We start from the raw sequence: 23,299 nt of genomic DNA, 5'->3' as shown, positions 1-23,299 counted from the left end.
TTGGTTATAGGAAGCTTTCCATTAGTTTCCATAGTAAATTTGTTAGGGATTGCATCCCTTCTATTAAGGACTCATTAAGCGGATGTGGAAGTTTTAAGCAAGTGAGATCTTCAGGATTTAAATCTTCTTCTGAACCTTTATCTTGCCGATCAAAAAGATAGATATATATACCCTTCTTTTTGATCTGTGCTATGTGCTTTGATGGTTTGTACCAATAAATCCAAACTGGTAATCGATAAGTCTCTCTTGTCTGATCTGAGAATGATTGTACGCTAACTTTGAGCTGTAAATCCCCCAGCACCGGTTTGGTCGGGTGAGAAATTTCAAAGGTGATAGCAGCTGATTGGAGAATACAGTTCACGATAGTGGATGTATCTCTAAGTAAATATTCCCCACGAATGGGGACAGATCGGATGTTGATAGATGCAGTGGGGGGTACATAACTTCCTTCGAGATTTAGAAGAGATGCTACAAATACAACCGTTACAACATCCACTAAAAGTGCTTGGCGAAAACTCCAAATATTTTCTTTTTCAGTTCGACGCTTTGCATAATCCAGATATGCCTGATAGAAACTTCGATATATTGGATTTTGCTGCAAAACATAGTTTGCTTTTGTAAGAAAGGTATTGGTTCGAGGGATTTCCTGTACGCTCGACTCCTGCCGAAAACGGTCAATTGCTCGTTCAAGTAACCTTGCCTCTGCATAGAATTCGTGATAGTCACGGCAGTCTAAGTGTAATAAGTCACAGAATCCTTTTAGAAAGCGATTTTCAGGAGTATTAAAGCTGTGATAGCGTTTAATACCCATCAATTGTTGCCTTGCCCCGGCTTTTTCAGTGGCTTTACGTCCAGGTCGGCGGACGTAGTCTCTTAGACAGTAGGCGTCCATTTCCTGAATGTGTCCAAGGGGCATCAGTTCGGCTGTGCGAGTGAGCTGCGATCGCAGCTTTGGCGCAATCAATTCCAGTTTATGGCGTAAGTCATAACGGCGGTTTAGGGCTAATACGAGGGGCAGCCGCGCATCAGCATCACTCAACTGAGTCAGAGTATCTGAAATTCTGAGAATCGAACCGGAGCTCTGAGATCCATGATTCTGCTCACCTCGCATGTGATCGAAGAGGCTGATGAATAACGTGATTATTTCCGCTGTTGTGCGGTCGCACTGGACCCCTAGCAACTCCTTTAACGCTTGTGCCGTATCTTCATCATTGCTAATTTGAGTTTCATCAAGAACCTCATCCGTCAGCTGAAATTCGACACAGATGTTAACTTCTGCCTCTATCTCAACGGTGATATTCTGCCTGATTGCCTTGTGATTCTCCCAATCTGCGACCTGAACCCAAGGGAATCCAATCTCATAAACTTTCGTTTGACGCTCCATTAGGAAAGGATATTGTGTTGCCAGTTTTTCTTGACCCTCTAGAACCAAGATTGGGCGATCGCTGCCTTTTAGTTGGGGAAGGACATCTGGACAAACTTTATTATTCAGGTAGTCTGCTAGACTGGCATAAATTAGCATTGCTTATCATCATCATGTCAACCAAGTTCATTTAATCTTGGGGATAAACGACTCCCTGCCACTGGAATTGTCCATAATGGCCTAGACGAGCCTTTTCAAAGGCTTGACTGAGGGCTTCATCTCCTAATTGAGCGAGAAGTCTTTCCAAGGCATCTAAGGACTCCTTCACCGTTCTCTCTTCCACCATGACTCCCCGAAGTTTTGGCAATAATTTCTGGCCAAATTGATCTGCGATAGCTTGATTTCGAATTGCCTCATCTTGGTCAGCATTGGGATAATTGGCAACGTACTTTGCAAACGCCTGGTACACTCGGTGTGCAAAGGGACGGCCTAGAGACTCCATGATATGGTTGGCCTTATCGACGTATTCATGAACTGCCTCGGTTACCTCAAGAATGTCATTTGGGTCCTTTGTCCACCTTTGAAAATTCTCCCAAGAGATGTAATCGCTTGACGGTGAAGGCTTGGTTGCGGCACCTCGAAGCTTAAGTTCTGGTGGGCGGCCAAAGGTTAGGACATTCGCGCGGTCGAGTACCTTGTCTGAGAGGGATTGGGTTGTTTCGTCCTCATTCATAGTCCCCACAAATAAAAACTCTTCTGGAATCAAAACCTGACGCTGTTGGTCAGTAAGCTTCAGACTTCCTGCATCTAACTCCAGGTAGGTTTTCTTATTTCTTCTACTTTCTAGCTTAGAGAGAAAATCACTGAAATAGTATTCAACTCTGGCCAGATTCATTTCATCTAGAAGCACCAGCACCATTCTCCCTTTTAAGGTCTCTTGACGTTGATGTTGATAGAGAAAACGCATCAGCTCTGTGGGCTTATATTTTTTCTCCATATAGTTGAAGAAGCCTTGCAGATCTTGGGGAGAGTCCCATCGGGGTTGCACTGGAAGCATGACCAGAGGGGCTCCTATGCATTCGGCGTAGGCTTGGGGCAACTCACTTTTACCAGTGCCGCTAATCCCTGCCAAAATTACTAATGCGGAAATATCTTGCACTTTCAAAGAAGTATGGAAGGCATGGATGACCCTTTGCGGGAAAACCAGCCCCTTATCCTGCAGGTACTGCTTAAACTGATTTAGGAACTCTCCTTCGTTAATGAGGCTTCGGGATTGGGTTGCATCCAGGTGTACTGGTATTTCCAAGGCTTGGAATGCATCCTTGACTCCTTTTTCGATTTCCGCCAGCTCTCCCTTGCGCTCCTGAATCTCTTGGTTGATGTTCTGAAGTTTACGTTCCTTGTCGGCAATCTCGTTTTCTTTGCGTTGATTTTCAGAGTCTAATTGTGAAAATTGCCTCAATAAGCTACTCACCTCAGAGTTTACGTGTCGACGCTTTGCCTCTAGCTCCTCAATCTCATTTCGTAAGGCATTCGCTTGTTGGGCTTGCGTTTCTAAGCGATTAATACTTTCCAATATACGATCCCGCTCTTGCTCAAGCCTGGGTAATTCAGACTCGAGCTGCTGCTTTTTAGATGTCAGGTTGTCCTTATCTCGTTGGAGGGCATCGTAGGTGCTACGAAATAGCTCTAATTCAACGGCTTGTTGGTTTAAATGCCGGAGCTTATCGTTTAACTCTGTGATGCTTGCTTGTTTTTGTAGAATCTGAGCCGTTAGATTTTCTAAGTTGTCTCGCTGCTGCTCCCGCTCAGAAATCTGATTGGCGATCGCCTCTAACTTTCCTGTCTCTAAATTGATTTGAGCCGTTAATTTTCCGATATCGTTCTGTAGCTTCTCTAATTGATTCAAGTCGGGCTTACTTTGATCGATTGCTTGAATCCTTCTTTCTAAATCTAATTTCTGCACATTCAGTTGATCAAGCTCACGACTGAGAAGCGCCTTCTGTTTTTCTAACTGTCCCAGGTCTGTTTGTATCCCCAATGCCTTGTGGCTTTTCGCCAGTTCCCTTCGGAGAAAATCATTCTCTAGTTCTATGCCTTTATATTTTCCGGCCTGCAACTGTTTCCCCACTACTGATGTTGCATATCCTGCGCCTCCGGTCAGCATCATAGTCGCGACAAATTGGGGAGCAGATCCGCCTGCAGCTATTATGATTCCCCCGCCTACGCTGGCCACTAAAGGTAGATAAAGTAAAAATGATTTCTTGGAATACTCCATTTATTTATTACCCTAAAAATAAAAATAATGATGCAATCGGGCATGAAAAAAACAGCTTCTCCTATGAAAGCTGAATGATCAAAGTTTTGAACATCACCCAATTAGGACCAATAGAAAAGCTCTTCCTCAGGAAAGTGCGTGATCAATTTTTCTGAGGAATTTTCTCAAATAAACACTGTCCTATCTTCTCAGGAGATCAAAATTGTCTCCTGCTTATCGAGGCGATGTTAGGAGTTAATATTCAATCGTTGCAGAAATCCGCACGAACAGATGCTCAAAATTTGGAAAAAACGTGGCTCATATGCTCTTGTCGCTGATACATCTAAAGATAGTTACGCTTTTGAGAGGTTATGACGTTTTGGTATCTGTTGTTATGCCTGCATGTTCTGAGGAATGTGATTGATAAGTCATTTACCTGACTATAATACCCAAATCTATAGGAATTAACTCAACTCACTGGGATTTTGCCATGACAGCACGAAGGATGTTTGAGGCTGAGCCTAAAAATGCAACAGCACAGAATCCTTGGGCGAGTTAGGGGAAAATCAAGGCGCCTGGGTATCTAGTGTTTTCTATGTAACATGTAGAGTAAACTCTGTAGGAGAGGATTGAGATTTTGGCTATCGCCGTTGGAGTTGAGGTTCACAGTTTGCATAAATTCCATACCCATAATATCCTGAGGGTCCGCTCGATCAGTGGAGAGCTCCCTCAACGGTCCTCAACTTACCACCACTCTGGTTAGGCCCAATCATCGGCGGCCCAATCATTGGCCAGTAATGCCTGCAATCGCCGATCGCGGAAGTCTTGTATGCAACATTCTGCCCCCGCCGCCAGCAGCACCTCTGGGGATTGGGTGGTGGTTACCCCCCAACAGCGCATGCCCGCATTGCGGGCCGACTGCACCCCCGCCACTGCATCTTCAAAGACCAGACAGTGGGCGGGGGCCACCCCGAGTTGATCGGCCACCAACAGATAGCACTCCGGGTCAGGCTTTCCCAGTTCCACATCCAACTCTGTGACCTGAGCCGCAAAGAACCGGTCCAAATTTTTGTGGCCGAGCAGCAACTCCACATTCTCTTCGCAGGCAGAGGTGCCCAGGCCCAACTGTAGACCCTGGGACTGGGCTTGCTTGAGAAAGGGCAGCAACCCAGGCAGGAACTGAATGTTATCGCGAATTAAATCCCGGTAAAGCGCTTCCTTTTCCATGCCCCAACAGAACAGATCCGCTTCATCCACAGGGGCCGCTAACAGATCGCTCAGCAGCTCGTGGTTGCGTTTCCCTCCTAGCTGTTGGAGGCGATCGCGGGAAATCCCGGCCAGGTCTGGAATGGTTTGGATATATTGCCTCCACGCCTCCAAATGGTAGGGCATCGTATCGCAAATTACCCCGTCCATATCAAAGATCAATGCTTGTAATGGCCTAGACATTGTCAATTCCTAGATTTTGACGATAAACAGCCCACGTCGGATGCGACTCCCCTGAAAAGGATCGGGGCAATCGGGGACTCTATTTTAGAAAAACATGCTAACTTTTATAAAGATATGTAATAAAAATGTTGCACTTTTATGGACATGCCAGCGCTGGGGAAAGCAATCTTGACCTACCTTCATCCGGTGATGATGTGGGCTTTGTTGGGGTTGACCCTCTATGCGCTCTATTCTGGGATGAAGTCTCGCCAGATTCGCAGCGCCACGGGGGCGGAAAAGAAGGCCCTGATCCAAGGTCGGTATCGGGATAAGCATTTTCTCCTGGGGTCCTTGATTCTGGCCCTGATGGTTCTTGGAAATGTGGGGGGCATTGCGGTGACCTACATGAATAACCATAAGCTGTTTGTGGGTCCCCATCTGATTGCGGGACTGGGCATGACCACCTTGATCGCGATCGCCGCCAGTTTGGTGCCGCTGATGCAAAAGGGTAACCGGTTTGCCCGCAATACCCACATCGCGATTAATATCATCATCCTGGGTCTATTTGGTTGGCAAGCCATTACCGGGATGGAAATTGTCCAGCGAATTATGGAACAGGGCTAGCCTATCGCGTCTTTTGGAAGAGCAGCCAGCGCAGTTCCATCGGGGGCGATCCCTCCTCCAGGTAGGGAAAGGTGCTTTTTCCGGTGGCCCAATCCACAAACCAGTCCGTAGGGGGCCACTGCTGCGGCAGCAGATGGTTCTGTTCGTACTCCACCGCAGATTCATCGGAGATCAGCGTCAAGGGCAACTCCGCGATCGCCTCCTGGATCTCCGCGCGCGTAAACAGGGCAGACCAGGCAATCTGCGCCATTTCTCGGGCCATGGCATCGGGCTGATATCCCGGCTCGGCCAGAAAACAATTACAGAGCAAATATCCGCCCTCCTGCAGTGCAGGGCTAGCCTTGATGAACAGATCTCGCAGCTGCTGGGGCCTGCGGAAATGGGAGAGGACCTCCGACAGTAAAATCAGGTTGTAGCTGTTGGCGGCGAGAACCACAGAAGCCGTAAACAAATCAGCTAAACGAAGATCCAGGGACAGCCCCTCTGTCTGGGCCTGAGTTTGAAGGGCCTGGAGAAATTCCGCCGTCATCTCCAGCGCCTCCACAGAATGCCCCAGTCGTGCCAGGGGCAGCGCATTGCGTCCATAGCCCGCGCCAAGGTCTAAAATCCTTGCCCCAGGGGAGAACTGCTGAGCGATGTTCATGACTTTGGCATCGGGATGCTGACCAAACAGTTGGGTCTGCTCCTGCTGATACCATTGCGCATATTGATCGCTTAGGGTTGGCAGCACCAGGGACACCTGACAGGCCAGCGTTTTACCCAGTTGGGCCGTTCCCCGGACTTCGTAGCGGAAGGCCACCTGGGCATTGGGGCTCTGCTCAAAGCCCTGCTGAGCGGTGGTTTGCAACAGCGTCCGCACCGAATCTTGCTCCTCGGGAGAAAATCCCCGACCAAAATTTTGCAACATCCGGTCAAGATGGGTGGCGTAGGCCCCCATGGCCGCCGGAATACAGGGGAACAGAATATCGCCTCGATACAGGGTGCGAATGCTGAGGTTGGTGAGAATTGCGGTTTCCAGAGCTTTGGACGAAGAAGACAAGGTCATACCCTTTAGGTGATGGTGGCGGCGGGGATCTCCCCCTGTACTGCCTCAATTTGGGGCGGTAAGCAGCAGGCTGCCTTGGGCCTGGGAATCGGGCAGAGAGTGAGCCGGAAACCGCCAGTGCTGTTCAAACTGACTGAGGACGTTTTGTCCCAAAATACCATCCACCTGCAGGGTTTTGATGACGGCAGAGTCCAGCACGATGACCTGCACCGTTGAGAGTCTATGGGGACCAATATCCAGGCTGGGAATGCTGAGGCGCACTGCGGGCTCCAGGCCGCAAAAGCCCCGCACCCGCACCGCCTCCTGGGGGATTTCGCCCAGGGAGGCTGCCTTGGCCACTGCCGGGGAAATGAAGGTGCCCTCGGCGCCGGTATCAAATAGCAGCGTAAACGGGCCTTGGCCGTTAATGCGCACCGGTCCCACCAGGACATTGAGCTGGCGCTGCAGGGGAATGGCCTGGGCCCGTTGGGACCTCGGCAAGGGGGAGGGGGGGCGGAGCGTGAGCTGTTGGGCTTGGGGATTAATGCTCAGATCAAAGGCCTGCAGGAAATTCATGCCGAGCACCCCCGCCCAGTCCTGGGGAATCTCCGTCTGGGCAAAGGCTAACCCCCTTAAGCGATCGACCTGGATGCCTCCCAAGCTTAGGGGGGGAAGCTGGTGCAAGGTGGCCTCCATACTGGGACAATCCCTTCCTGCCACGGCAGAGGTGAGGCGATCGCTGGCAATGGTCTGCCCCTCAAGCTGCAGCTGCGTCACCAGAGCTTTGGACAAGAGGGTGGTGGAGGCGCCCGTATCCACCAGCAGCGGCACCTGGCGATTCCCAATCACAGCCTGGATGGTTGGGGTCAGCATCTCCTGGGCGATCGCCAGAGTGGCCTGGGGCGAACCGGTCACCACCGGAGGCGGCAAGGATAAATTGTGCAGTTGCACAATGGCCTGAACCTCTGCCAACGCCTCCCTCCGGGCCAGGACACCAGCCTGTGCAGGATGGGCCTGAGTTCGAGGCAAGGGAGTCAGGATGGCCCCCCGCGTCAAAAGGCCGGTCATGCCCAGCAGTAACAGTCCTTGAAAAATCTGCTTCATGGTTGGCAACGACAGCAAAGGAGAGGGAGGGACTGGTCGCCGGAGCCGATGCCCAGGCTGTTCTGGTTATAGCAGCTTCCGTAACGATCTGCGGGGCCAACGACCCAGTGCCGAGGTCCATAAAAAAACCTCCTTAACCCCGGCGCTGGGTCAAGGAAGGTCTAAGGTCTATGAGTTAAGAAACCGATCCCCGTCACTAAATTGGACGCAGCACAAGGGAGACGCCCCCGTTGAGTTCCGGGATATTCAATGAGGAACTGATTCCAGGATGCGCTGTTTTGGCGCCTCCACCCACCGCAAAAATACGGAACTTCACGCGGCGCTCCTCAACGGCTCCTCCTTGGGTTGATCTGTTCCCAAACCTGGGTGCTTCCCTAGGCGCAGGCTTTGTCCCTGGGCTGCCAGGGTCCGTGTGCTTCAGAAAAATTAACCGAGACTCTCAGATTCATTCTTCATAATGAACATACACTTTCCTTATTCTTAGCCTGAGTCTGAGGCTTTCCTGAACTTAAATTTCTCCAAAATCTTAGTGGGTTTCCACAACGCTCAGATCTGGGCTACGGCAATAGGGCTTTGTTTGATTAGGAGATCAAGATGCAAGTTAAAGAAAACGCGGCACGCCTGTTTCGGCGCCTCGAAGACTCCCAGGCCCATCAGCTCCGCCAGCGGGCCCTGGAATCCCCCGCTCGTTTTGTGCAGCTGGCCCACAACCACGGCTATAGCCTCCACCTGAAAAACTTGGCGGAAGAAGTAGCGGCGCTTTCCACCGATGCCCTGGCCGCCATTTTTACCCCAGGCGTGGGGCCGCGTCGCCATTTAATTCGTCGCTAGGGTTTTCCCTTTCGGTTCAGACCGGTTCACCCAGGCCCAACCTAGCTCCCAGCCCCAGGGCTGGGGGTTTTAAGCGGTCATTAAGCTAGAGCTTGCAAAATTCCCGCTGCGCTCAAATTCCGGCCTTGAAGAAGGGCAATTAGATCGGCTTGACTGGGGGTTTGGTAGAACAAACCAAAGCCGCTGATCCCCTGGCGCACCACGTTATCCTGCACCCGATAATTCTCGACCCGTCCTGCCACCTGGAGGCGATCGGCATCGGCGCCCTCTAACTCTAAATCTTGAATGATTGCAAACCCTTGGGGCCCACCCTCATCAAGGTAATAAACCCCGCCATTGCCTCCCAAGTCAAACTGATCGGCGCCACTGCCGCCGCGGAGCCGGTCAATTTCCCCGCGCCCTCTGGCTTGATCATCTGTCCCGTTGAGGCGATCGGCCTGGGTGCCCCCCACCAATCGGTCATTGCCCGCGCCCCCCACCAGCTGATCCGCGCCCGATCCGCCCTGCAGAACGTCGGCCCCTTGCCGACCCAGCAACTGGTCGTTGCCCGCCCGCCCCTGGAGCTTGTTGTTGGCTCCATTGCCGCGAATGACGTCATCGGCGCTGCCCCCCAGGGCATTTTCAATGAGGGATCGGCGATCGCCCTTATGCAGTAGGGCATTAAACACATGTCCCTGGGCCTCCACCACCTGGCCTGGGCGGCTATCCAGCCTGGCCAGCTGTCGATTTCCCTGCTGATCGAATCGGCTCCAGCTCCCTGGGGCCAGGTTAATGGAGGTTGGGGTGCTGTAATTGGAGAGGTCGTAGGTGTCGCGGCCATTTCCATCCCAAATCGTTCGGAAAATTCGGTTCGTCAACGGTTTTCCCTGGCCCACCCCGTTAATAAACATTTCGCCTGTGGTCGTGGAAAACTGGTAGGTGGTGGCTTCGGCCTGGTGCGAGTAGTTGGCCCCGTAGAGGGTCTGGAGCGCCGCAATGTCCAACATCATCAACGATTGGGCAAAGCCGCCCGCCTCATTGGGATAGCCCAAGGCCCAGTCCTGGTGACCGGTGTAGGCCCGATAGGTCATCACGGAAAACTCCATGGAGTCACGATCTGTACTCAGGGGGGGTTGGGTCACCCCCTGCGGATCGTGGCCATGATCTAGACCCAGGCTGTGACCAATCTCATGGATCAAGGTGTGATAGGCATAGCTGCCAATGCGGGGACGATCGTAATCGGTGGGGTTGAACCAGATGTCCCCGGACTCGAAGAAGTCATCGGGAAGGTAAGCATAGGCCGTGGGCGGATCACTGGACTGGGCTAATCTCAGCGTGGCATGGCGATCTTGCCCTCCCCGTAGCTCCTCAAACTGGAGTTGGGCAACCCCAGCATAGAAGCGCGTTAAGATGCTGCGCGTTGCCTGCTTTTGGGCGCTATTCAAGGGTTCAAAGCTGGCCTGGTGCACCCCTGCCTGGGCATAGCCCAGCTCCTCCTCGTAATCGTCGCTAAAGTCATCGGGAAAGCTATAGGTCACCGTTGACGATTGCCAGCGACGATCATGGATCAGGGCATCCACATTGCGATCGCCCGTGGGCCAGTTCCCCAGGGTTGGCGTACTTTCCCCGTATCCACCTTCACCCTCTGCGGACAGTGCTGGAGCTAAAATCTCAGAAGAAACCATCAATATAAGTCCTGATTCACAATAAGTCCTGATTCACACCCCTTGTTCTCCAGCGGTAAAGCAGCAGCCCCGATGTCCTGCGCGAGGACGGCAAACATTTAGAGAACGAAGTGATTGTATAGCAAGGGGCGATGGGCGCAAAGGCGTATCCATGGGGCGCGGTGACAGGGAGCATGGTATTCAGGGGACCCAAGGAGCGAGTTTTCCCGCCTGCGATATATCTGTCAGGGGCAATCTCGCTCCCTGCGCGGTAGCCGTCCAGGCTCGCCCCCTCTGGCCTTTCCCCTCACGTTAAACTGTGAAAAATAGCAATGAAAGTAATAACCAACTAGGGTGAAGCGGATGGCAACTGTGCAACAAATCGGAATCCTCGGCGGAGGGTTTGGGGGCCTCTATACCGCCCTAAAGCTTGCAAAATACCCCTGGCCTAAGGACAATAGGCCGCAGATTACCTTGGTGGATCAAAACGAGCGGTTTGTCTTTCTTCCCTTTCTCTACGAACTCATTACCGGCGAGATGCATCTTTGGGAAGTGGCGCCGACCTACCAGCAAATCCTGGCCCATTCTCCGGTGCAGTTTATTCAGGGCACTGTGACCACCATTGATCCGCGGCTCAAGCAGGTGAGGGTCTCTGGGGGGCAAGTGCTCAGTTGCGATCGCCTGGTGCTTGCCCTGGGGGGTGAAACGCCGCTGTCCACGGTTCCCGGTGCTGCCGAACATGCCTTGACCTTTCACTCCCTTGCCGATGCCGAAGCCCTGAAATCTCGCCTGCAGGATCTAGATCACCATCCCCCAGCCCCCGTCCAGGTGGCCGTGGTCGGGGCGGGGCCAAGCGGGGTTGAGCTGTCCTGTAAGCTGGCAGACCGACTCGGCCATCGCGGCCAGGTGACCCTGATTGACCGCAACGACTCCTTGCTCAAATCAGCGGCGGCGGCCAATCGGAAGGCAGCGGAAAAGGCCCTGGCCCAACGGCACGTGATCCAGCGACTCAATACCCGCGTTGTTCAGGTCAAGGCCCAGGCCATCACCCTGGAGCAGGGGGGCATCTCGGAAGATCTGGCCACCCAGTTAGTGCTCTGGACCGTGGGAAATACCATTCCTGGGGTGGTTGCTGCCCTGGCGGTGCCTAAGACCGAAGGCGGCCAAATTCTCACCACTGCGACTCTCCAGGTGCAGGGCCACCACGATGTATTTGCCCTGGGCGATCTGGCCACCGGGGTTGATGCCCAGGGGCAGGCGATTCCCAGTACGGCCCAGGCCGCTTTCCAAGCCGCAGACTATGCAGCCTATAACATTTGGGCCTCCCTCACCGGGCGATCGCTCTTGCCATTCCACTATTCCCACCTGGGGGAAATGCTCACCCTGGGAGTGGATGAGGCCGCCCTGGCGGGGTTGGGGGTTACCCTGGAAGGCCCCCTCGCCAGTGTGGCTCGTCGACTGGTCTATTTAATGCGCTTTCCCACCCTGGAACATCAGATCAACGTGGGACTAGAGTGGATGCTCAAGCCATTTCAGCAGACATATTCCCAGTCGTAGACCCCATGATATATTGAAAAAATGTTGCCGATTGTGAAGAAATTGCTGGAGATTACCCCATGACCACCCCTGAGAGTGGATGTTTACGAGTCGGTCAAGCTGCCCCTGACTTTTCAGCCACGGCGGTCTATGACCAGGAGTTTAAGACCGTTAAACTGTCAGACTACAAGGGCAGCAAGTACGTTGTTCTCTTCTTCTATCCCCTGGACTTCACCTTCGTCTGTCCGACGGAAATCATCGCCTTTAGCGATCGCTACGAAGAGTTTAAAGGTCTCAATACGGAAGTCCTCGGGGTGTCGGTGGACAGCGAATTTTCGCACCTGGCCTGGTGCCAAACCGATCGCAAGGCTGGGGGCGTGGGTGATTTGAACTATCCCCTTGTGTCTGACATCAAAAAAGAGATTAGCGCCGCCTATAACGTTCTCGATCCCGAAGCGGGGGTTGCCCTGCGCGGTCTGTTTATCATTGATCGAGAGGGACTGGTTCAACATGCCACCATTAACAACCTGGCCTTTGGTCGTAACGTGGACGAAACCCTGCGAACCCTTCAGGCTATCCAGCATGTGCAGTCCCATCCCGATGAAGTCTGCCCGGCGGGCTGGAAGCCAGGTGAAAAAACCATGAACCCAGACCCCGTGAAGTCTAAAGCGTATTTTGAAACCGTCGGTTAGGCGCGCCTTAACCGGTGATTGCTGCAATCTGAAAGGGTGAGCCTCGCTCACCCTTTTTTGTCCAGTCGGGTTTTGTGTCGCGTTTGTATCGCCTTTGTATCACGCTGGAGGGTGCAGACGCTCGGTGGTGCAAACGCTGGATGGTGCAGAGCTGGAGGGTGCAGACTCTGGTTATGCAACGCCTGATCATTCCTGGGGCTAGATCTTGGGCCATGATCATTCCTGGAGTGGAGGCGGGGTCTGAAGGGGATGAGGGGATGTGTTCCCGCGATATTCTGGCTCTGATCGGTTCTTGGACCCAGGAACTGGGTTTCCAGCGGCAGAGGAATATCAAAGGATGGAAATATTGATCGGATTTGGCCGGATGAATTCGGTAATCTAGATCCCACAGAAAACATAATCCCTATTCATCCTGCGCGGAACAAACTTTGAATTTTGATGAGCTGGTCGTTCTTGTTGATGCCGAGGTTTATGCCAAAACTCAGAGGCATCTGCGCGATATTGATGTGCTAGTGCTGCGGGAGTCGCTGAACCAGAAAAGCTATGACCGCATGGCCGAGGAAAATGACTACACGGGGCAATACCTTCGCCAGGATGTGGGTCCAAAACTTTGGCAACTACTATCGGTGGCCCTTGGCGAGAAAATTAACAAAAAAAACTGTGAATCAATCCTCAGGCGCCACTGGCAGGCCGCTAAGGCGATCGCCTCTCCCCAGGGTCCCCAGACTGCCAGTTTGGTTCCCTCCCCCCTCCCGCCGATGGGTGATCACGTTTCCAGGGAGGATCAAGGGCGTTCTGGCCCACTTCGGATGGATTGGGGCGAGGCGGTGGAGAGCCCGATCTTCTACGGTCGAGAAGAGGAGTTGAGGCAGTTACACCAATGGGTTCAGCATTGTCGACTGATTGCGCTGCTGGGGATGGGGGGCATTGGGAAGACAACGCTGTTAGTGAAGCTGGCGAAACAGGTTCAAGGGCAGTTTGACGTCATTCTCTGGCGATCGCTTCGCAATGCCCCCCGGCTGACGGAAATTTTGGCGGACTTTTTTGACTTGGTGGGGCTGCAACTACCAGCGGCGGCCTCCTCGCAGCTGCAGAGGGATCAATTTCTAGAGGGGCTGCGAGGACACCGCTGTCTGATTATTCTCGATAACCTGGAAGCCATTCGGGGCCGCGATCGCGAGGCTGAATCCTACGCAGTGGGCTATGAAGACTATGAAATCTTATTTCAACAGGTGGCTGCGACCCGTCATCAGAGCTGTCTGGTGATCACTAGCCGAGAAAAGCCCCTGGGCTTTGACCCGCGGGACGAGGGGCATGGGACCACACGAGTGCTCACGCTTCCGGGACTCTCTGTGCAGGATGGGAAGCAAATATTTCAAGCTCGGGGGATTCAGTCGCTTGACCGGGACTGCTTGCAGCAAATTCTAGATCACTATGGCGGCAATCCTCTGGCCCTAAAAATTGTGGCTGCTGCCGTGGTGGATTTGTGCGAAGGCGATCTGAGCATTGTGGTTCCCTTCCTAAATCGCGGTCTGCTCCAGTTCCAGGATGTTGGCGATCTCCTGGGGCGCCAATTTAGTCGGCTTTCCACCGTGGAGCGCCAGGTGATGTATTGGTTAGCCCTGCATCGGGAACCGATTACCCTCCGTCAGCTCAATCAGGATGTCTGGCGCACCCATGTTCTGCGACAGCTGCCGGAGGCCGTCCAGTCCTTGAGCCGCAGCGGTTTACTGGATCGGTCGGTGCAGCAGATCTCCCTGCAGCCCGTGGTGATGGAATACGTAACCCATCGCTTCCTCCACAACCTGGCCGATGAGCTGCTGCAATTGCAGTATGCCTCGATGCAAACCTACGCTCTGCTGAACCTCCAGACCCAGGACTCCATTCGTCGGGCTCAGCAGCGGTTTATCCTCAAGCCCTTGCTCGATCAACTCCAGGATTATTTCGAGTCTCCCCAAGCCCTGAGTGAACACCTCCAGGCCTTCCTGGGGCGCTTGCGCCAGGAGATTCCCCAGCAGCCAGGCTATGCCTGCGGCAACCTACTGAATTTGCTGCGCTTACACCAGGGAACCTTGCACGATCTCGATTGCTCCTGTTTATCGGTTTGGCAGGCCGATCTGGTGGGGATTTCCCTGCATCGCATGAATTTTAGCCACACCGATTTATCCAGATCTTGCTTTAGCACTGTCTTGAGCACCACTCGATCGGTGAGCTTTAGTCCGAATGGACGCTTCTTTGCCCTGGGCCAGGCTGATAATAGTGTGCGGGTCTGGTGCGTCCAACCCGGCAGTGTTCAAAATAGCAGTGTCCAGAATAGCGGTCTCCAAAACTATCAAGAGTGGCTCCTGTGCCAGGGCCATCAGAACTGGGTCAGTGCGGTCACCTTTTGCTCCGAAAGCCAGCGACTGATCAGCGGCAGCTTCGACAAAACTCTGAAGCTTTGGGATTTAGAAACAGGCTTCTGTTTGAAAACCCTGGTGGGCCACACCGGTTGGATTTGGAGCGTGGCCTGTGCCCCCGCGTCCAAGATCATTGCCAGCTCTGGCGACGATGGGACCATTCGGATCTGGAACCAGGACACGGGGGACTGCCTCCAGGTTTTGCGCGGGCATCGTGGTTCGGTTTGGTCCCTGGCCTTCAGTCCCGATGGTAAGAGGTTGGCCAGTGCCAGTGCTGATCCAGCGGATTCGGTGACGCTGTGGGACCTGGCCACCGGCACGGCCCGCCGTTTAATCCCCGCCGATCTGCAGCGACGGGTTCGATCGCTGGCCTTTAGCCCCGATGGGCAGGTTGTGGTCACCGGTAGCCTTGACTGCCGGGTCGAGTTTTGGGACCTTGCCAGCGGAACCTGTCTGCAGCAGCTACGCGGCCATGACCAAGCCATTCTCTGTTTAACCTTTGAACCTCCTGAGGTCAGGGGGGCGCCGATCCAAGGTCTGGGGCCGATTCTGGCCACGGGCAGCCAGGACTGTACGATTCGCCTCTGGGATAGCCAGACCGGCCACTGTCTGCGTACCCTTCGGGGACATCCCCATGGGGTTTCGGCCTTGGCCTTTCATCCCACCCAGCCGCTGCTGGTCAGCGGAGGCCATGACCCTACCGTTAAACTTTGGAACAGTCACAGCGGCCAAGCCCTTCACACCCTGCAAGGATACAGTACGGGACTGAAGGCGATCGCCCTGAGCCCCGATGAAACTCGTCTGGCCAGTGCCGGCGACAGCGGTCAGCTTCATCTTTGGGATGGGCAAAGCTACGGATATTTGCAGAAGCTAAGGGGCCACTCTAGCGGGGTGTGGTCGCTGGCCTTTACCCACGGGGGGCGATCGCTGCTGAGTGGCAGCCACGACCATAGCATCCAGCGCTGGAATTTGGAGACAGGGCAGGTTGATCGCACCTATTTGGGACATCGCAACCTTGTCCTCTCGCTGGCCCTGAGTCAGAATGACACCTTCATGGTAAGCGGCAGCGAGGATCATACGGTGCGACTGTGGGATCTACACTCGGGCGCAGACCTGGGCACCCTCCTCCATCCGGGGCCAGTTTGGGCTGTGGTGCTCAGTCCCGATGATCAGATCCTGGCCAGTGGTCACCAGGACGCAAGGATCACTCTTTGGGAAGTGCAGTCTCAAACCTGGTTGACAACCCTGGAGGGCCATACCAGTGCTGTCCTGGCGCTGGCCGTTAGTCCCACGGGCAGGCAGCTGGTCAGCGGCAGTGGGGATGGCACCGCCAAAATCTGGTCCTTAAAGACGGGGGATTGCCTGCAGACCTTAAGGGGCCATCGAGATACGATCTGGTCTGTGGCCTACAGTCGCAGCGGATCGCTGATTGCAACCGGCGGCAACGATGGGACCCTTCGGCTTTGGGACTCAGGGTCGGGAGCATTGCTGCGAACGCTCTATGGTCACGACTCTGCCCTCTGGGCTCTGGTGTTCAGGCAAAATGGCCAGATCATCAGCGCATCCCAGGAGGGCACCATCAAGGTGTGGGATGTGGACACGGGCCATTGCCTACACTCCCTGCGAGAAATTTTGCCCTATGAGGGGATGCAATTAACCGGTGCACAGGGGCTCACCGCCGCCCAAAGGACAACGCTGACAAGCCTGGGTGCCATTCCCTAGCCTCACGAGCCCCACGGCCATGGGCCACCGCCGGAGGGCCCGGGAGGGGATCGAGAAAGCAGGCCGCTTCGTTCATTTCGCCACAGTTCCAGGAGAAGTTTGCGCCTATCATTCCCCCTGGATCTAGCCGGGAAATTTATGCGGCTGGCTTCAAATTCAGGGCAAAATGGGGATACCACAGCCCCTTGAGGAGAAAGAATCATGGTTGCTTCCGCAGTTCAGTCTAACCCCTACGAGGCGGCAACGCAGGATATTGGGCGGCGGCTTTTGAAAGCCACCCGCACCCAAAAGAACTTTTTTGCCCAGATGCGTGACCAAATGCGCTGGGAAGACCGCATGTTGGCCTGGACCATGGAAAATCCGGGGTTAAGGGTGCAGCTCTTTCGGCTAATTGACTGCCTGCCCTCCCTGGGCAGCAAGGCCGAAATTGCCGATCATTTGCGGGAATATCTGGTGGACGAAAGCGTTGAGCTGCCCGAGGCCCTCAAAGGCCTGTTGAGCTTTACCCAACCTGATTCCCTGCCCGGACAGATTGCAGCCACCACCTTCACCACCGCTGTTTCGGCCCTGGCCCGCAAATATATTGCGGGAGAAAATTTGTCCCAGGTTCTTAAAACCATTGAGCGTTTACGCGGCCAGAAGTTAGCCTTCACCATGGATTTGCTGGGAGAAGCCGTCATCTCCGAAGCCGAAGCCCAAAACTATCTCCAGCGCTATCTGGACACGCTGGAGGCCTTGGCCCAGGCTGCCCAGTCCTGGTCAAAGGTGCCAGCCATTGATCAGGCGGAGGGGGAGGATCTGCCCCGAGTTCAGCTCTCGGTGAAGCTCTCGGCCTTTTACTCCCAGTTTGACCCCCTGGATACCGCTGGCAGTCAACGGCAGGTTTGCGATCGCCTGCGTATCCTGCTGCGTCGGGCCAAGGATCTGGGCGCTGCTATTCACGTTGACATGGAGCAGTACCTTTACAAGGACCTGACCAATGAGATTTTGCAGGATTTGCTGATGGAGGAGGAGTTCCGCCAGCGGGAGGATATTGGGGTGACCCTACAGGCTTACCTCCAGGAGAGTGAAGCGGATTTGCGCCGCTGGATTGACTGGGCTAAACAACGGGGCACGCCGGTGACGGTGCGGCTGATTAAGGGGGCCTACTGGGATCAGGAAACCATTCGCGCCCTTCAGCATCAGTGGCCCGTGCCGGTCTTCCAGGATAAGGCCGCCACCGATGCCAATTTCGAGCGTCTGACCCAACTCCTGCTCGAAAACCACGAGGTTCTCAACGCCGCCATTGGGAGCCACAATGTTCGATCCCAGGCCCATGCGATCGCCATTGCCCAGGCCCTGAACATTCCGCCGCGCCGTCTTGAGCTTCAGGTGCTCTACGGTATGGCGGATAAGCTGGCCCTGGCCCAGGCCCAGGAAGGCTTTCGCGTGCGCGTCTATACGCCCTACGGAGAGCTGATTCCTGGCATGGCCTACTTGATTCGACGCCTGCTGGAAAATACCGCCAATTCCTCATTTTTGGTGCAGAGTGTGGGCGAGGCATCGGAAGCAACCCTGCTTGCCCCGCCCCAGCCCCACTCTCCGGCCCCACCGCCTGCGCCCCAGGGCGAGTTTCAAAATGCCCCCCCCCAGGACTACAGCCAAAGGCGCGCGCGTGACCTTGCGCAGCAGGCCCTGAAATCGGTGCGCCAACAGCTGGGCCAAACCTATCGTCCGCTCATTAATGGCCAATGGATCGAAACTGCGGAGCATATTCACTCGGAAAATCCCGCCAACCCAGAGGAAATCATTGGCCGCATCCAGTTGGGCGGGGTCTCCGATGTGGACACGGCCATTGCGGCGGCGCGATCAGCCTTCCCCGCCTGGAAACGAACCCCGGTGGGGGATCGGGCCGCCCTGCTGCGTCGGGTGGCCGATCTCATGGAGGCCCGTCAGGCCGATCTAGCGGCCTGGATTTTGCTGGAAACTGGCAAGCCGCTGCGGGAGTCCGATGCTGATGTGGTGGAGGCCATTGATTTTTGTCGCTACTATGCCCATCAGATGGAACAGATCCACCGGGGCCAAGCCTATGACTTACCCGGAGAAACCAATCGCTATCATTACCAGCCGCGCGGCATTGCGGTGGTGCTCTCTCCCTGGAACTTTCCCTTGGCGATTCCCACCGGAATGGTCATGGCGGCCCTAGTCAGCGGCAACTGCACTATTTTAAAGCCCTCTCAGCAGTCTGCGGTTATTGCCGCCAAGCTCACCGAGCTGCTGGTGGAGGCAGGCGTTCCCCAGGGGGTGTTTCAGTTCCTGCCGGGCCGCGGCAGCGAGGTGGGATCGGCTCTGGTGCAAAATCCCCATGTTCACCTGATCACCTTTACCGGATCCCAGGAGGTGGGCTGTCAAATCTATGCCCAGGCCGCTCAGCTCCAGCCGGATCAGCGGCATCTAAAGCGGGTGATCGCAGAAATGGGCGGTAAGAATGCCATTATTGTCGATGAAAGTGCTGATCTTGACCAGGCGGTGCAGGGGGTGGTTGAGTCTGCCTTTGGCTACAGCGGTCAGAAATGTTCCGCCTGTTCGCGGGTGATTGTGCTGGCCCCCATCTATGATCGCTTCCTGGAACGGCTAATTGAGGCCACGCGTTCCCTTGTGGTCGGTCCCCCTGATCATCCCGATACCTTGGTCGGTCCCGTGATTGATGCCGCTGCCCAAGCGCGACTTCAGGCTGTCATTGCAGCAGGATCGGCAGAAGCCACCCTGGCCCTGGCGATGGAGACGCCCGCCCGCGGGTATTATGTGGGTCCCACCCTCTTCACTGGAGTGGACCCCAGTTCCGTCCTGGCCCAGCAGGAATTCTTTGGCCCCATCCTGGCGGTGATGCAGGCGCAAAATTTTGCTGCAGCGCTGGAGATAGCCAACGGCACTCGCTTTGCCCTGACGGGTGGACTCTACTCGCGATCGCCTTCCCATATTGCCCAAGCGCAAGCCGAGTTTGAGGTGGGTAATCTGTATATTAACCGCAGCATCACGGGCGCCATTGTCAATCGGCAGCCCTTTGGGGGGTTTAAGCTTTCCGGCGTAGGATCCAAGGCCGGTGGCCCCGACTATGTGCTCCAGTTCCTTGAGCCGCGCACCATCACGGAAAATGTTCAGCGTCAGGGGTTTGCGCCGCTAGAGTCAGATTAACCCGGTTTCGGGCCATGGATCCCTGGCTCTATCGGGCGATATTGGTTCTGTTGAACCAAAGGCAGATGAATCAGTCAACCTGTCTCCTATAATGTGGGCAAGCAGCCTGCAGCCGTTTATATGCTGTTTAACGCCATGGGTTCTAGGGCTGAGCGCATGGCAACTCAGGTTGAACTTATTATTTTTCCATCCCCCATGTCTGGATATCAGTCGCTTCTGAATCATATTGTCCATCCGGCCTGGCTGATGGACAGTGCCGGATATCTGCAGCTGACCAACCCAGCCTGGCGCGAATTCATTGAAATCGACCCTGCCAATGAGGTTGCGATTTTGCAACCCCATCTATTTTGGAACTGGATTGACGAGACGCACCGGCCCTTGGTGCGAGCGCGCTGGGAATTGGAGCGCAGTCCCCAGCGTAAATGGACTCAGACCCTTCAGCTGAGCAGTTCGTCAGGGACCACGCAGTTTTTTAATATCAGTATTGAGCCCCTCGACGCCCACGCAGAGGATAGACCCCTGTGGCTGGGGACCGCCCTTCCCATGACAGCCACCACAACCGATCCGAGCTCGATTTACCGAGCCCTGGAGGATAAAAAAAGTAGTCCAAGCCTGAAGGAAGTGAAGCTGCGGCGTCAGCTTGAATTTGTGCGCCGCGTCCTGGAAAGTAACCAGGACTGTATCAAGGTTTTAGATGGGGAAGGTCGCCTGCTTTACATGAATAGCGGCGGGCAGCAGCTCATGGAAATTGAGGATTTTGATTCCCAAGCCTACGGGGTTCCCTGGCTGGATTTTTGGGAAGGGAGCGATCGCGTCGCGGCGCAGGAAGCCTTTGCGACGGCCTGCGCTGGAGGCGTGGGAAAATTTGATGGGTTTTGCGCCACAGCAAAGGGTCTGCCCAAATGGTGGGAGGTGATTGTGGCGCCCATTTCCAGCCAAGAAAGCGGTTTTGACGAAATTCTCTCGGTCTCCCGCGATATCACCGCCCGGAAGCTGGCAGAGCAGGCCCTGCAGGAACGCAATCAGGAACTGGATCGGTTTGTATACATTGTCTCCCATGACCTCAAAGCGCCGCTGCGGGGCGTGGCAAACCTGGCGGAGTGGCTGGCCGAGGATCTCGGATCCAACCTTGCCCCAGAAAACCTGCACCAGCTCCGGCTGATGCAACAGCGGGTCCAGCGCATGAATGGCCTGATTGAGGGACTGCTGAAATATTCTCGGGTCGGTCGAGAGGAGCTGAGGTTTGAACCGGTGGATATGGCAGTGCTGGTGGAAGAGGTGCTAGATTCGCTCTCGCCGCCACCGGGATTTGAGATCCAGCTTTCTCCCAACTTACCCACCCTGCAGACCAAACGGCTGCTGCTGTTTCAGGTGATGTCTAACTTGGTCGGCAACGCCATAAAGCACCACGACCAGGGGGAGGGCAGGATTCAGATTCAGGTGGATTGTCGGGGTTCCCACTACCAGTTTGCCATCGCGGATGATGGTCCAGGGATTCCCCCTGGGTTTCAGGATCAGGTTTTTGAAATTTTTCGCACCCTCGAAAATCATCAGTCCGCAGAGAATACCGGTATTGGCCTCGCCCTGGTCAAGAAAATTGTCACCAGCGAAGGGGGCCGGATTTGGCTGGAGTCGCAGACCCCACGGGGCTGTCGCTTTTGCTTCACCTGGCCGGCCCTGGAGGGGATCGCCCTGACCCCTTAGGGTTGGCGCCGCTGATCTGCCAAGATTTGGCGCTGGGCAGGTGTGAGGACTGATCGCATGGCCGTGACGCTTTCGAGCCGGAGGCGATCGAGATCCTGGCGCAGGGTTTGCACCACCTCAAACTGATCCTCCACCGCCGCATTGCTAGCGTTGCTGGAGAGCAGTTGACGAAAGGCTTCGCGCTCTTCCCAGAGGCGCTGCCGCTGGCTGCGCATTCTCGGTTGGTAGTCTCGTCGAATCTGCTGCAGTTCCCGAATTTGACTGCGGGAGAGGTTGAGCGATCGCAGGAATTCCCGCCGCTGCGGTCGATTGCGCAGGCGTCCCCCATCCTCCACCTGCCCCAAAAAGACCTCCGCCTGAGGCTTGGCATTGGGGACCGGTCCCAGGATCAGCGCCGAAACAGCCACGCAGCCCACCAGGGAGAAAACCAGCCAGAGTTGTCGAGTTACAGTCATGGGTTTAGAGGAGTATGAACCAAGCGAGCCCGCCGCTGGGGCACTCTCGTGCCATCTTCCCAGGCAGAGTCTAGCCAGTCCCAGTCTGCGAGCGGATCGTCTGGATTTCCCACCTGTCCCCAGCTAGAGAGCATAAAGGTTTCCAGGTCTGAAAGTGCTGCCAGTGAATAGTTGGCTGGGGCCGTCCATTGTCGGAGTTGCCAGAGTCCCCAGCCGATCAAAATCAGCCCCACCCCAAGGGCCACCCCTTTCCTGCGCTGACGCGATCGCCTCCGATCCAGAGCCGAGGCATGGGCGGCCTCTTGGGTAATCTGCTGCATCAGCCGATCTTCGAGTCCCGGATCGGGGTCCGGCACAGGGGGACGGTGGCGCTTTAAAAAGGCCTTGAGTTGGAGATCCACGGGGGACTCCTCGGAAAAATCAGCGGAAAAGGGACGATGGGGATGACTCAAAGGGACACACCTTCCTGTTCAAAAAAACGGCGCAAGATGGCGCGGGCGTGGAATAGTCGAGATTTAACGGTTCCCACGGGAATTTCTAAGGTTTGGGCGATGTCAGTCTGAGAAAGTTCCTCAAGATCGCTCAGAATGAGCACCATCGCATGCTCGGGTCTCAGGTGCGCTAGCCCTCGCTGCACCAGGTCTTGATGGTGCAGACTTTGCCAGTTTGGGGCCTCAGATGCTGCATCGCTGTGCATGGCTTTTTCCTGTTTTGACAGGTGTTTGGCAACGCTTCGCCGATAGTCTGCCCCTACATTGTAGGCAATGCGATAGAGCCAGGTGGAAAACTTGGCCTCCTGGCGCATGGTGTTGATGCCCCGCCAAGCCTTCAGAAAAACCTCCTGAACCAAATCATCCAGGGTACTGGGATCACACAGATGAAACAGCGTGGCCCGCACCAGGCTGTGATGACGGCGATAGAGATGGCGAAAGGCCTCCGGATCGCCCTGCTGACAAGCGCGGATCAGCGCTGCGTCGGAGCGTCGGTCCTGTGCAGAAGACTCTCTCATGGGGAAGGGAGTCGCCAGAATACGATCACGGTGATGGTGTTCACAGATTCTCCAAACCACTGCTTAGCCGGGTGCGGCGCGTTCCTCTGGATTCTCAGATGCAGACTCAGAGGCCGCCAGGGAAATGAGCGGACCACAGGTTATTTTCCATTCATCCTGGAGTGTAGGAGGGAGAATCATTCAAAACTTAATAGAGGAGATGCCTCTCAATCTTGTATCCCAACCCGATACCCATTAGACGCCCGCCATCACCAGAGGGTTCACTGCTAAAGGGCGCACTCGGGTAGACATCAGCCCCAAGGCACATTTCTGCCGGAAGGGCGGCGGTATAATA

The 23,299-nt window shown here is 55.0% G+C and carries 16 protein-coding genes; 7 read left to right on the top strand and 9 right to left on the bottom strand.

Annotated features, from left to right (window positions below):
• Positions 1–4 precede the first annotated feature (4 nt).
• The 3 genes from QQ91_RS04165 to QQ91_RS04155 all read right to left on the bottom strand — a co-directional run bounded on the left by QQ91_RS04165 (position 5) and on the right by QQ91_RS04155 (position 5,069).
• Positions 5–1,522, bottom strand: a complete 1,518-nt coding sequence (locus QQ91_RS04165; RefSeq protein WP_166280387.1) for a DUF2357 domain-containing protein — start codon at positions 1,520–1,522, stop codon at positions 5–7.
• Between the two features lie 31 nt (positions 1,523–1,553).
• Entirely contained in the window at positions 1,554–3,641 is a 2,088-nt protein-coding gene (locus QQ91_RS04160; protein ID WP_166280385.1) for a DUF8727 domain-containing protein, read from the bottom strand.
• Positions 3,642–4,379: 738 nt separating this feature from the next.
• Positions 4,380–5,069, bottom strand: coding sequence for an HAD family hydrolase (locus QQ91_RS04155; RefSeq protein WP_166280383.1), 690 nt, complete (start codon positions 5,067–5,069; stop codon positions 4,380–4,382).
• A 138-nt stretch (positions 5,070–5,207) separates the two neighbouring features.
• On the opposite strand from QQ91_RS04155, the gene QQ91_RS04150 reads away from it, so the two are divergent.
• The gene (locus tag QQ91_RS04150; protein WP_166280381.1) at positions 5,208–5,672 is read left to right on the top strand and encodes a DUF4079 domain-containing protein; all 465 of its coding nucleotides are present in this window, start codon (positions 5,208–5,210) and stop codon (positions 5,670–5,672) included.
• Between the two features lies 1 nt (position 5,673).
• Here the strand turns inward: QQ91_RS04150 and QQ91_RS04145 are convergent, their stop codons facing one another.
• Positions 5,674–6,717: a class I SAM-dependent methyltransferase gene (locus tag QQ91_RS04145; RefSeq protein WP_250833252.1), complete on the bottom strand. Its 1,044-nt coding sequence runs from the start codon at positions 6,715–6,717 to the stop codon at positions 5,674–5,676.
• Positions 6,718–6,762: 45 nt separating this feature from the next.
• Positions 6,763–7,800, bottom strand: a complete 1,038-nt coding sequence (locus QQ91_RS04140) for a retropepsin-like aspartic protease (RefSeq protein WP_166280377.1) — start codon at positions 7,798–7,800, stop codon at positions 6,763–6,765.
• A gap of 594 nt (positions 7,801–8,394) precedes the next feature.
• Between QQ91_RS04140 and QQ91_RS04135 the strand changes: the two genes are divergently transcribed.
• Entirely contained in the window at positions 8,395–8,631 is a 237-nt protein-coding gene (locus QQ91_RS04135; protein ID WP_166280375.1) for a Nif11-like leader peptide family natural product precursor, read from the top strand.
• An 80-nt stretch (positions 8,632–8,711) separates the two neighbouring features.
• Here QQ91_RS04135 and QQ91_RS04130 read toward each other — a convergent pair whose 3' ends face one another.
• The gene (locus QQ91_RS04130) at positions 8,712–10,295 is read right to left on the bottom strand and encodes a M10 family metallopeptidase (RefSeq protein WP_166280373.1); all 1,584 of its coding nucleotides are present in this window, start codon (positions 10,293–10,295) and stop codon (positions 8,712–8,714) included.
• A 342-nt stretch (positions 10,296–10,637) separates the two neighbouring features.
• On the opposite strand from QQ91_RS04130, the gene QQ91_RS04125 reads away from it, so the two are divergent.
• The 5 genes from QQ91_RS04125 (at position 10,638) to QQ91_RS04105 (ending at position 21,501) form a co-directional block, all read left to right on the top strand.
• The gene (locus QQ91_RS04125) at positions 10,638–11,831 is read left to right on the top strand and encodes an NAD(P)/FAD-dependent oxidoreductase (protein WP_166280371.1); all 1,194 of its coding nucleotides are present in this window, start codon (positions 10,638–10,640) and stop codon (positions 11,829–11,831) included.
• A 59-nt stretch (positions 11,832–11,890) separates the two neighbouring features.
• Entirely contained in the window at positions 11,891–12,502 is a 612-nt protein-coding gene (locus tag QQ91_RS04120; RefSeq protein WP_166280369.1) for a peroxiredoxin, read from the top strand.
• 428 nt (positions 12,503–12,930) lie between these two features.
• Positions 12,931–16,623, top strand: a complete 3,693-nt coding sequence (locus QQ91_RS04115) for a WD40 domain-containing protein (protein ID WP_166280367.1) — start codon at positions 12,931–12,933, stop codon at positions 16,621–16,623.
• A gap of 201 nt (positions 16,624–16,824) precedes the next feature.
• On the top strand, positions 16,825–19,797 hold the full coding sequence (pruA, locus tag QQ91_RS04110) for an L-glutamate gamma-semialdehyde dehydrogenase (RefSeq protein WP_166280365.1): 2,973 nt from the start codon (positions 16,825–16,827) through the stop codon (positions 19,795–19,797).
• Positions 19,798–19,917: 120 nt separating this feature from the next.
• Positions 19,918–21,501 (top strand): sensor histidine kinase, encoded by a 1,584-nt coding sequence (locus tag QQ91_RS04105; protein ID WP_250833251.1) that lies wholly within the window; start codon positions 19,918–19,920, stop codon positions 21,499–21,501.
• Here the strand turns inward: QQ91_RS04105 and QQ91_RS04100 are convergent.
• From QQ91_RS04100 to QQ91_RS04090, 3 genes are read right to left on the bottom strand one after another with little or no spacing between them, the layout of a single operon-like run.
• Entirely contained in the window at positions 21,498–21,956 is a 459-nt protein-coding gene (locus tag QQ91_RS04100) for a Spy/CpxP family protein refolding chaperone (RefSeq protein WP_166280361.1), read from the bottom strand. The two genes, QQ91_RS04105 and QQ91_RS04100, sit on opposite strands and share 4 nt — an antisense overlap.
• Complete coding sequence (locus tag QQ91_RS04095) at positions 21,953–22,408, bottom strand: hypothetical protein (protein WP_166280359.1); 456 nt, start codon at positions 22,406–22,408, stop codon at positions 21,953–21,955. The genes QQ91_RS04100 and QQ91_RS04095 overlap by 4 nt, the downstream gene beginning before the upstream one ends.
• A complete protein-coding gene (locus QQ91_RS04090) occupies positions 22,405–22,965 on the bottom strand; it encodes a sigma-70 family RNA polymerase sigma factor (RefSeq protein WP_166280356.1) in 561 nt (186 codons plus the stop codon). The genes QQ91_RS04095 and QQ91_RS04090 overlap by 4 nt, the downstream gene beginning before the upstream one ends.
• Positions 22,966–23,299 lie beyond the last annotated feature (334 nt).

Origin of the sequence: Lyngbya confervoides BDU141951 (genome assembly GCF_000817775.3) — a bacterium.
Lineage (GTDB): Bacteria > Cyanobacteriota > Cyanobacteriia > Thermosynechococcales > Thermosynechococcaceae > Lyngbya > Lyngbya confervoides.
This window is presented reverse-complemented; position numbering and strand designations above follow the sequence as displayed.

Excerpts from the sequence above, each read along its gene's own strand:
- QQ91_RS04165 (WP_166280387.1), bottom strand. The coding sequence starts at position 1,522 with ATGCTAATTTATGCCAGTCTAGCAGACTACCTGAATAATAAAGTTTGT.
- QQ91_RS04090 (WP_166280356.1), bottom strand. The coding sequence starts at position 22,965 with ATGAGAGAGTCTTCTGCACAGGACCGACGCTCCGACGCAGCGCTGATC.
- QQ91_RS04135 (WP_166280375.1), top strand. The coding sequence starts at position 8,395 with ATGCAAGTTAAAGAAAACGCGGCACGCCTGTTTCGGCGCCTCGAAGAC.
- QQ91_RS04100 (WP_166280361.1), bottom strand. The coding sequence starts at position 21,956 with ATGACTGTAACTCGACAACTCTGGCTGGTTTTCTCCCTGGTGGGCTGC.
- QQ91_RS04160 (WP_166280385.1), bottom strand. The coding sequence starts at position 3,641 with ATGGAGTATTCCAAGAAATCATTTTTACTTTATCTACCTTTAGTGGCC.
- QQ91_RS04120 (WP_166280369.1), top strand. The coding sequence starts at position 11,891 with ATGACCACCCCTGAGAGTGGATGTTTACGAGTCGGTCAAGCTGCCCCT.
- QQ91_RS04105 (WP_250833251.1), top strand. The coding sequence starts at position 19,918 with ATGCTGTTTAACGCCATGGGTTCTAGGGCTGAGCGCATGGCAACTCAG.
- pruA (WP_166280365.1), top strand. The coding sequence starts at position 16,825 with ATGGTTGCTTCCGCAGTTCAGTCTAACCCCTACGAGGCGGCAACGCAG.
- QQ91_RS04140 (WP_166280377.1), bottom strand. The coding sequence starts at position 7,800 with ATGAAGCAGATTTTTCAAGGACTGTTACTGCTGGGCATGACCGGCCTT.
- QQ91_RS04130 (WP_166280373.1), bottom strand. The coding sequence starts at position 10,295 with ATGGTTTCTTCTGAGATTTTAGCTCCAGCACTGTCCGCAGAGGGTGAA.
- QQ91_RS04145 (WP_250833252.1), bottom strand. The coding sequence starts at position 6,717 with ATGACCTTGTCTTCTTCGTCCAAAGCTCTGGAAACCGCAATTCTCACC.
- QQ91_RS04150 (WP_166280381.1), top strand. The coding sequence starts at position 5,208 with ATGGACATGCCAGCGCTGGGGAAAGCAATCTTGACCTACCTTCATCCG.
- QQ91_RS04125 (WP_166280371.1), top strand. The coding sequence starts at position 10,638 with ATGGCAACTGTGCAACAAATCGGAATCCTCGGCGGAGGGTTTGGGGGC.
- QQ91_RS04155 (WP_166280383.1), bottom strand. The coding sequence starts at position 5,069 with ATGTCTAGGCCATTACAAGCATTGATCTTTGATATGGACGGGGTAATT.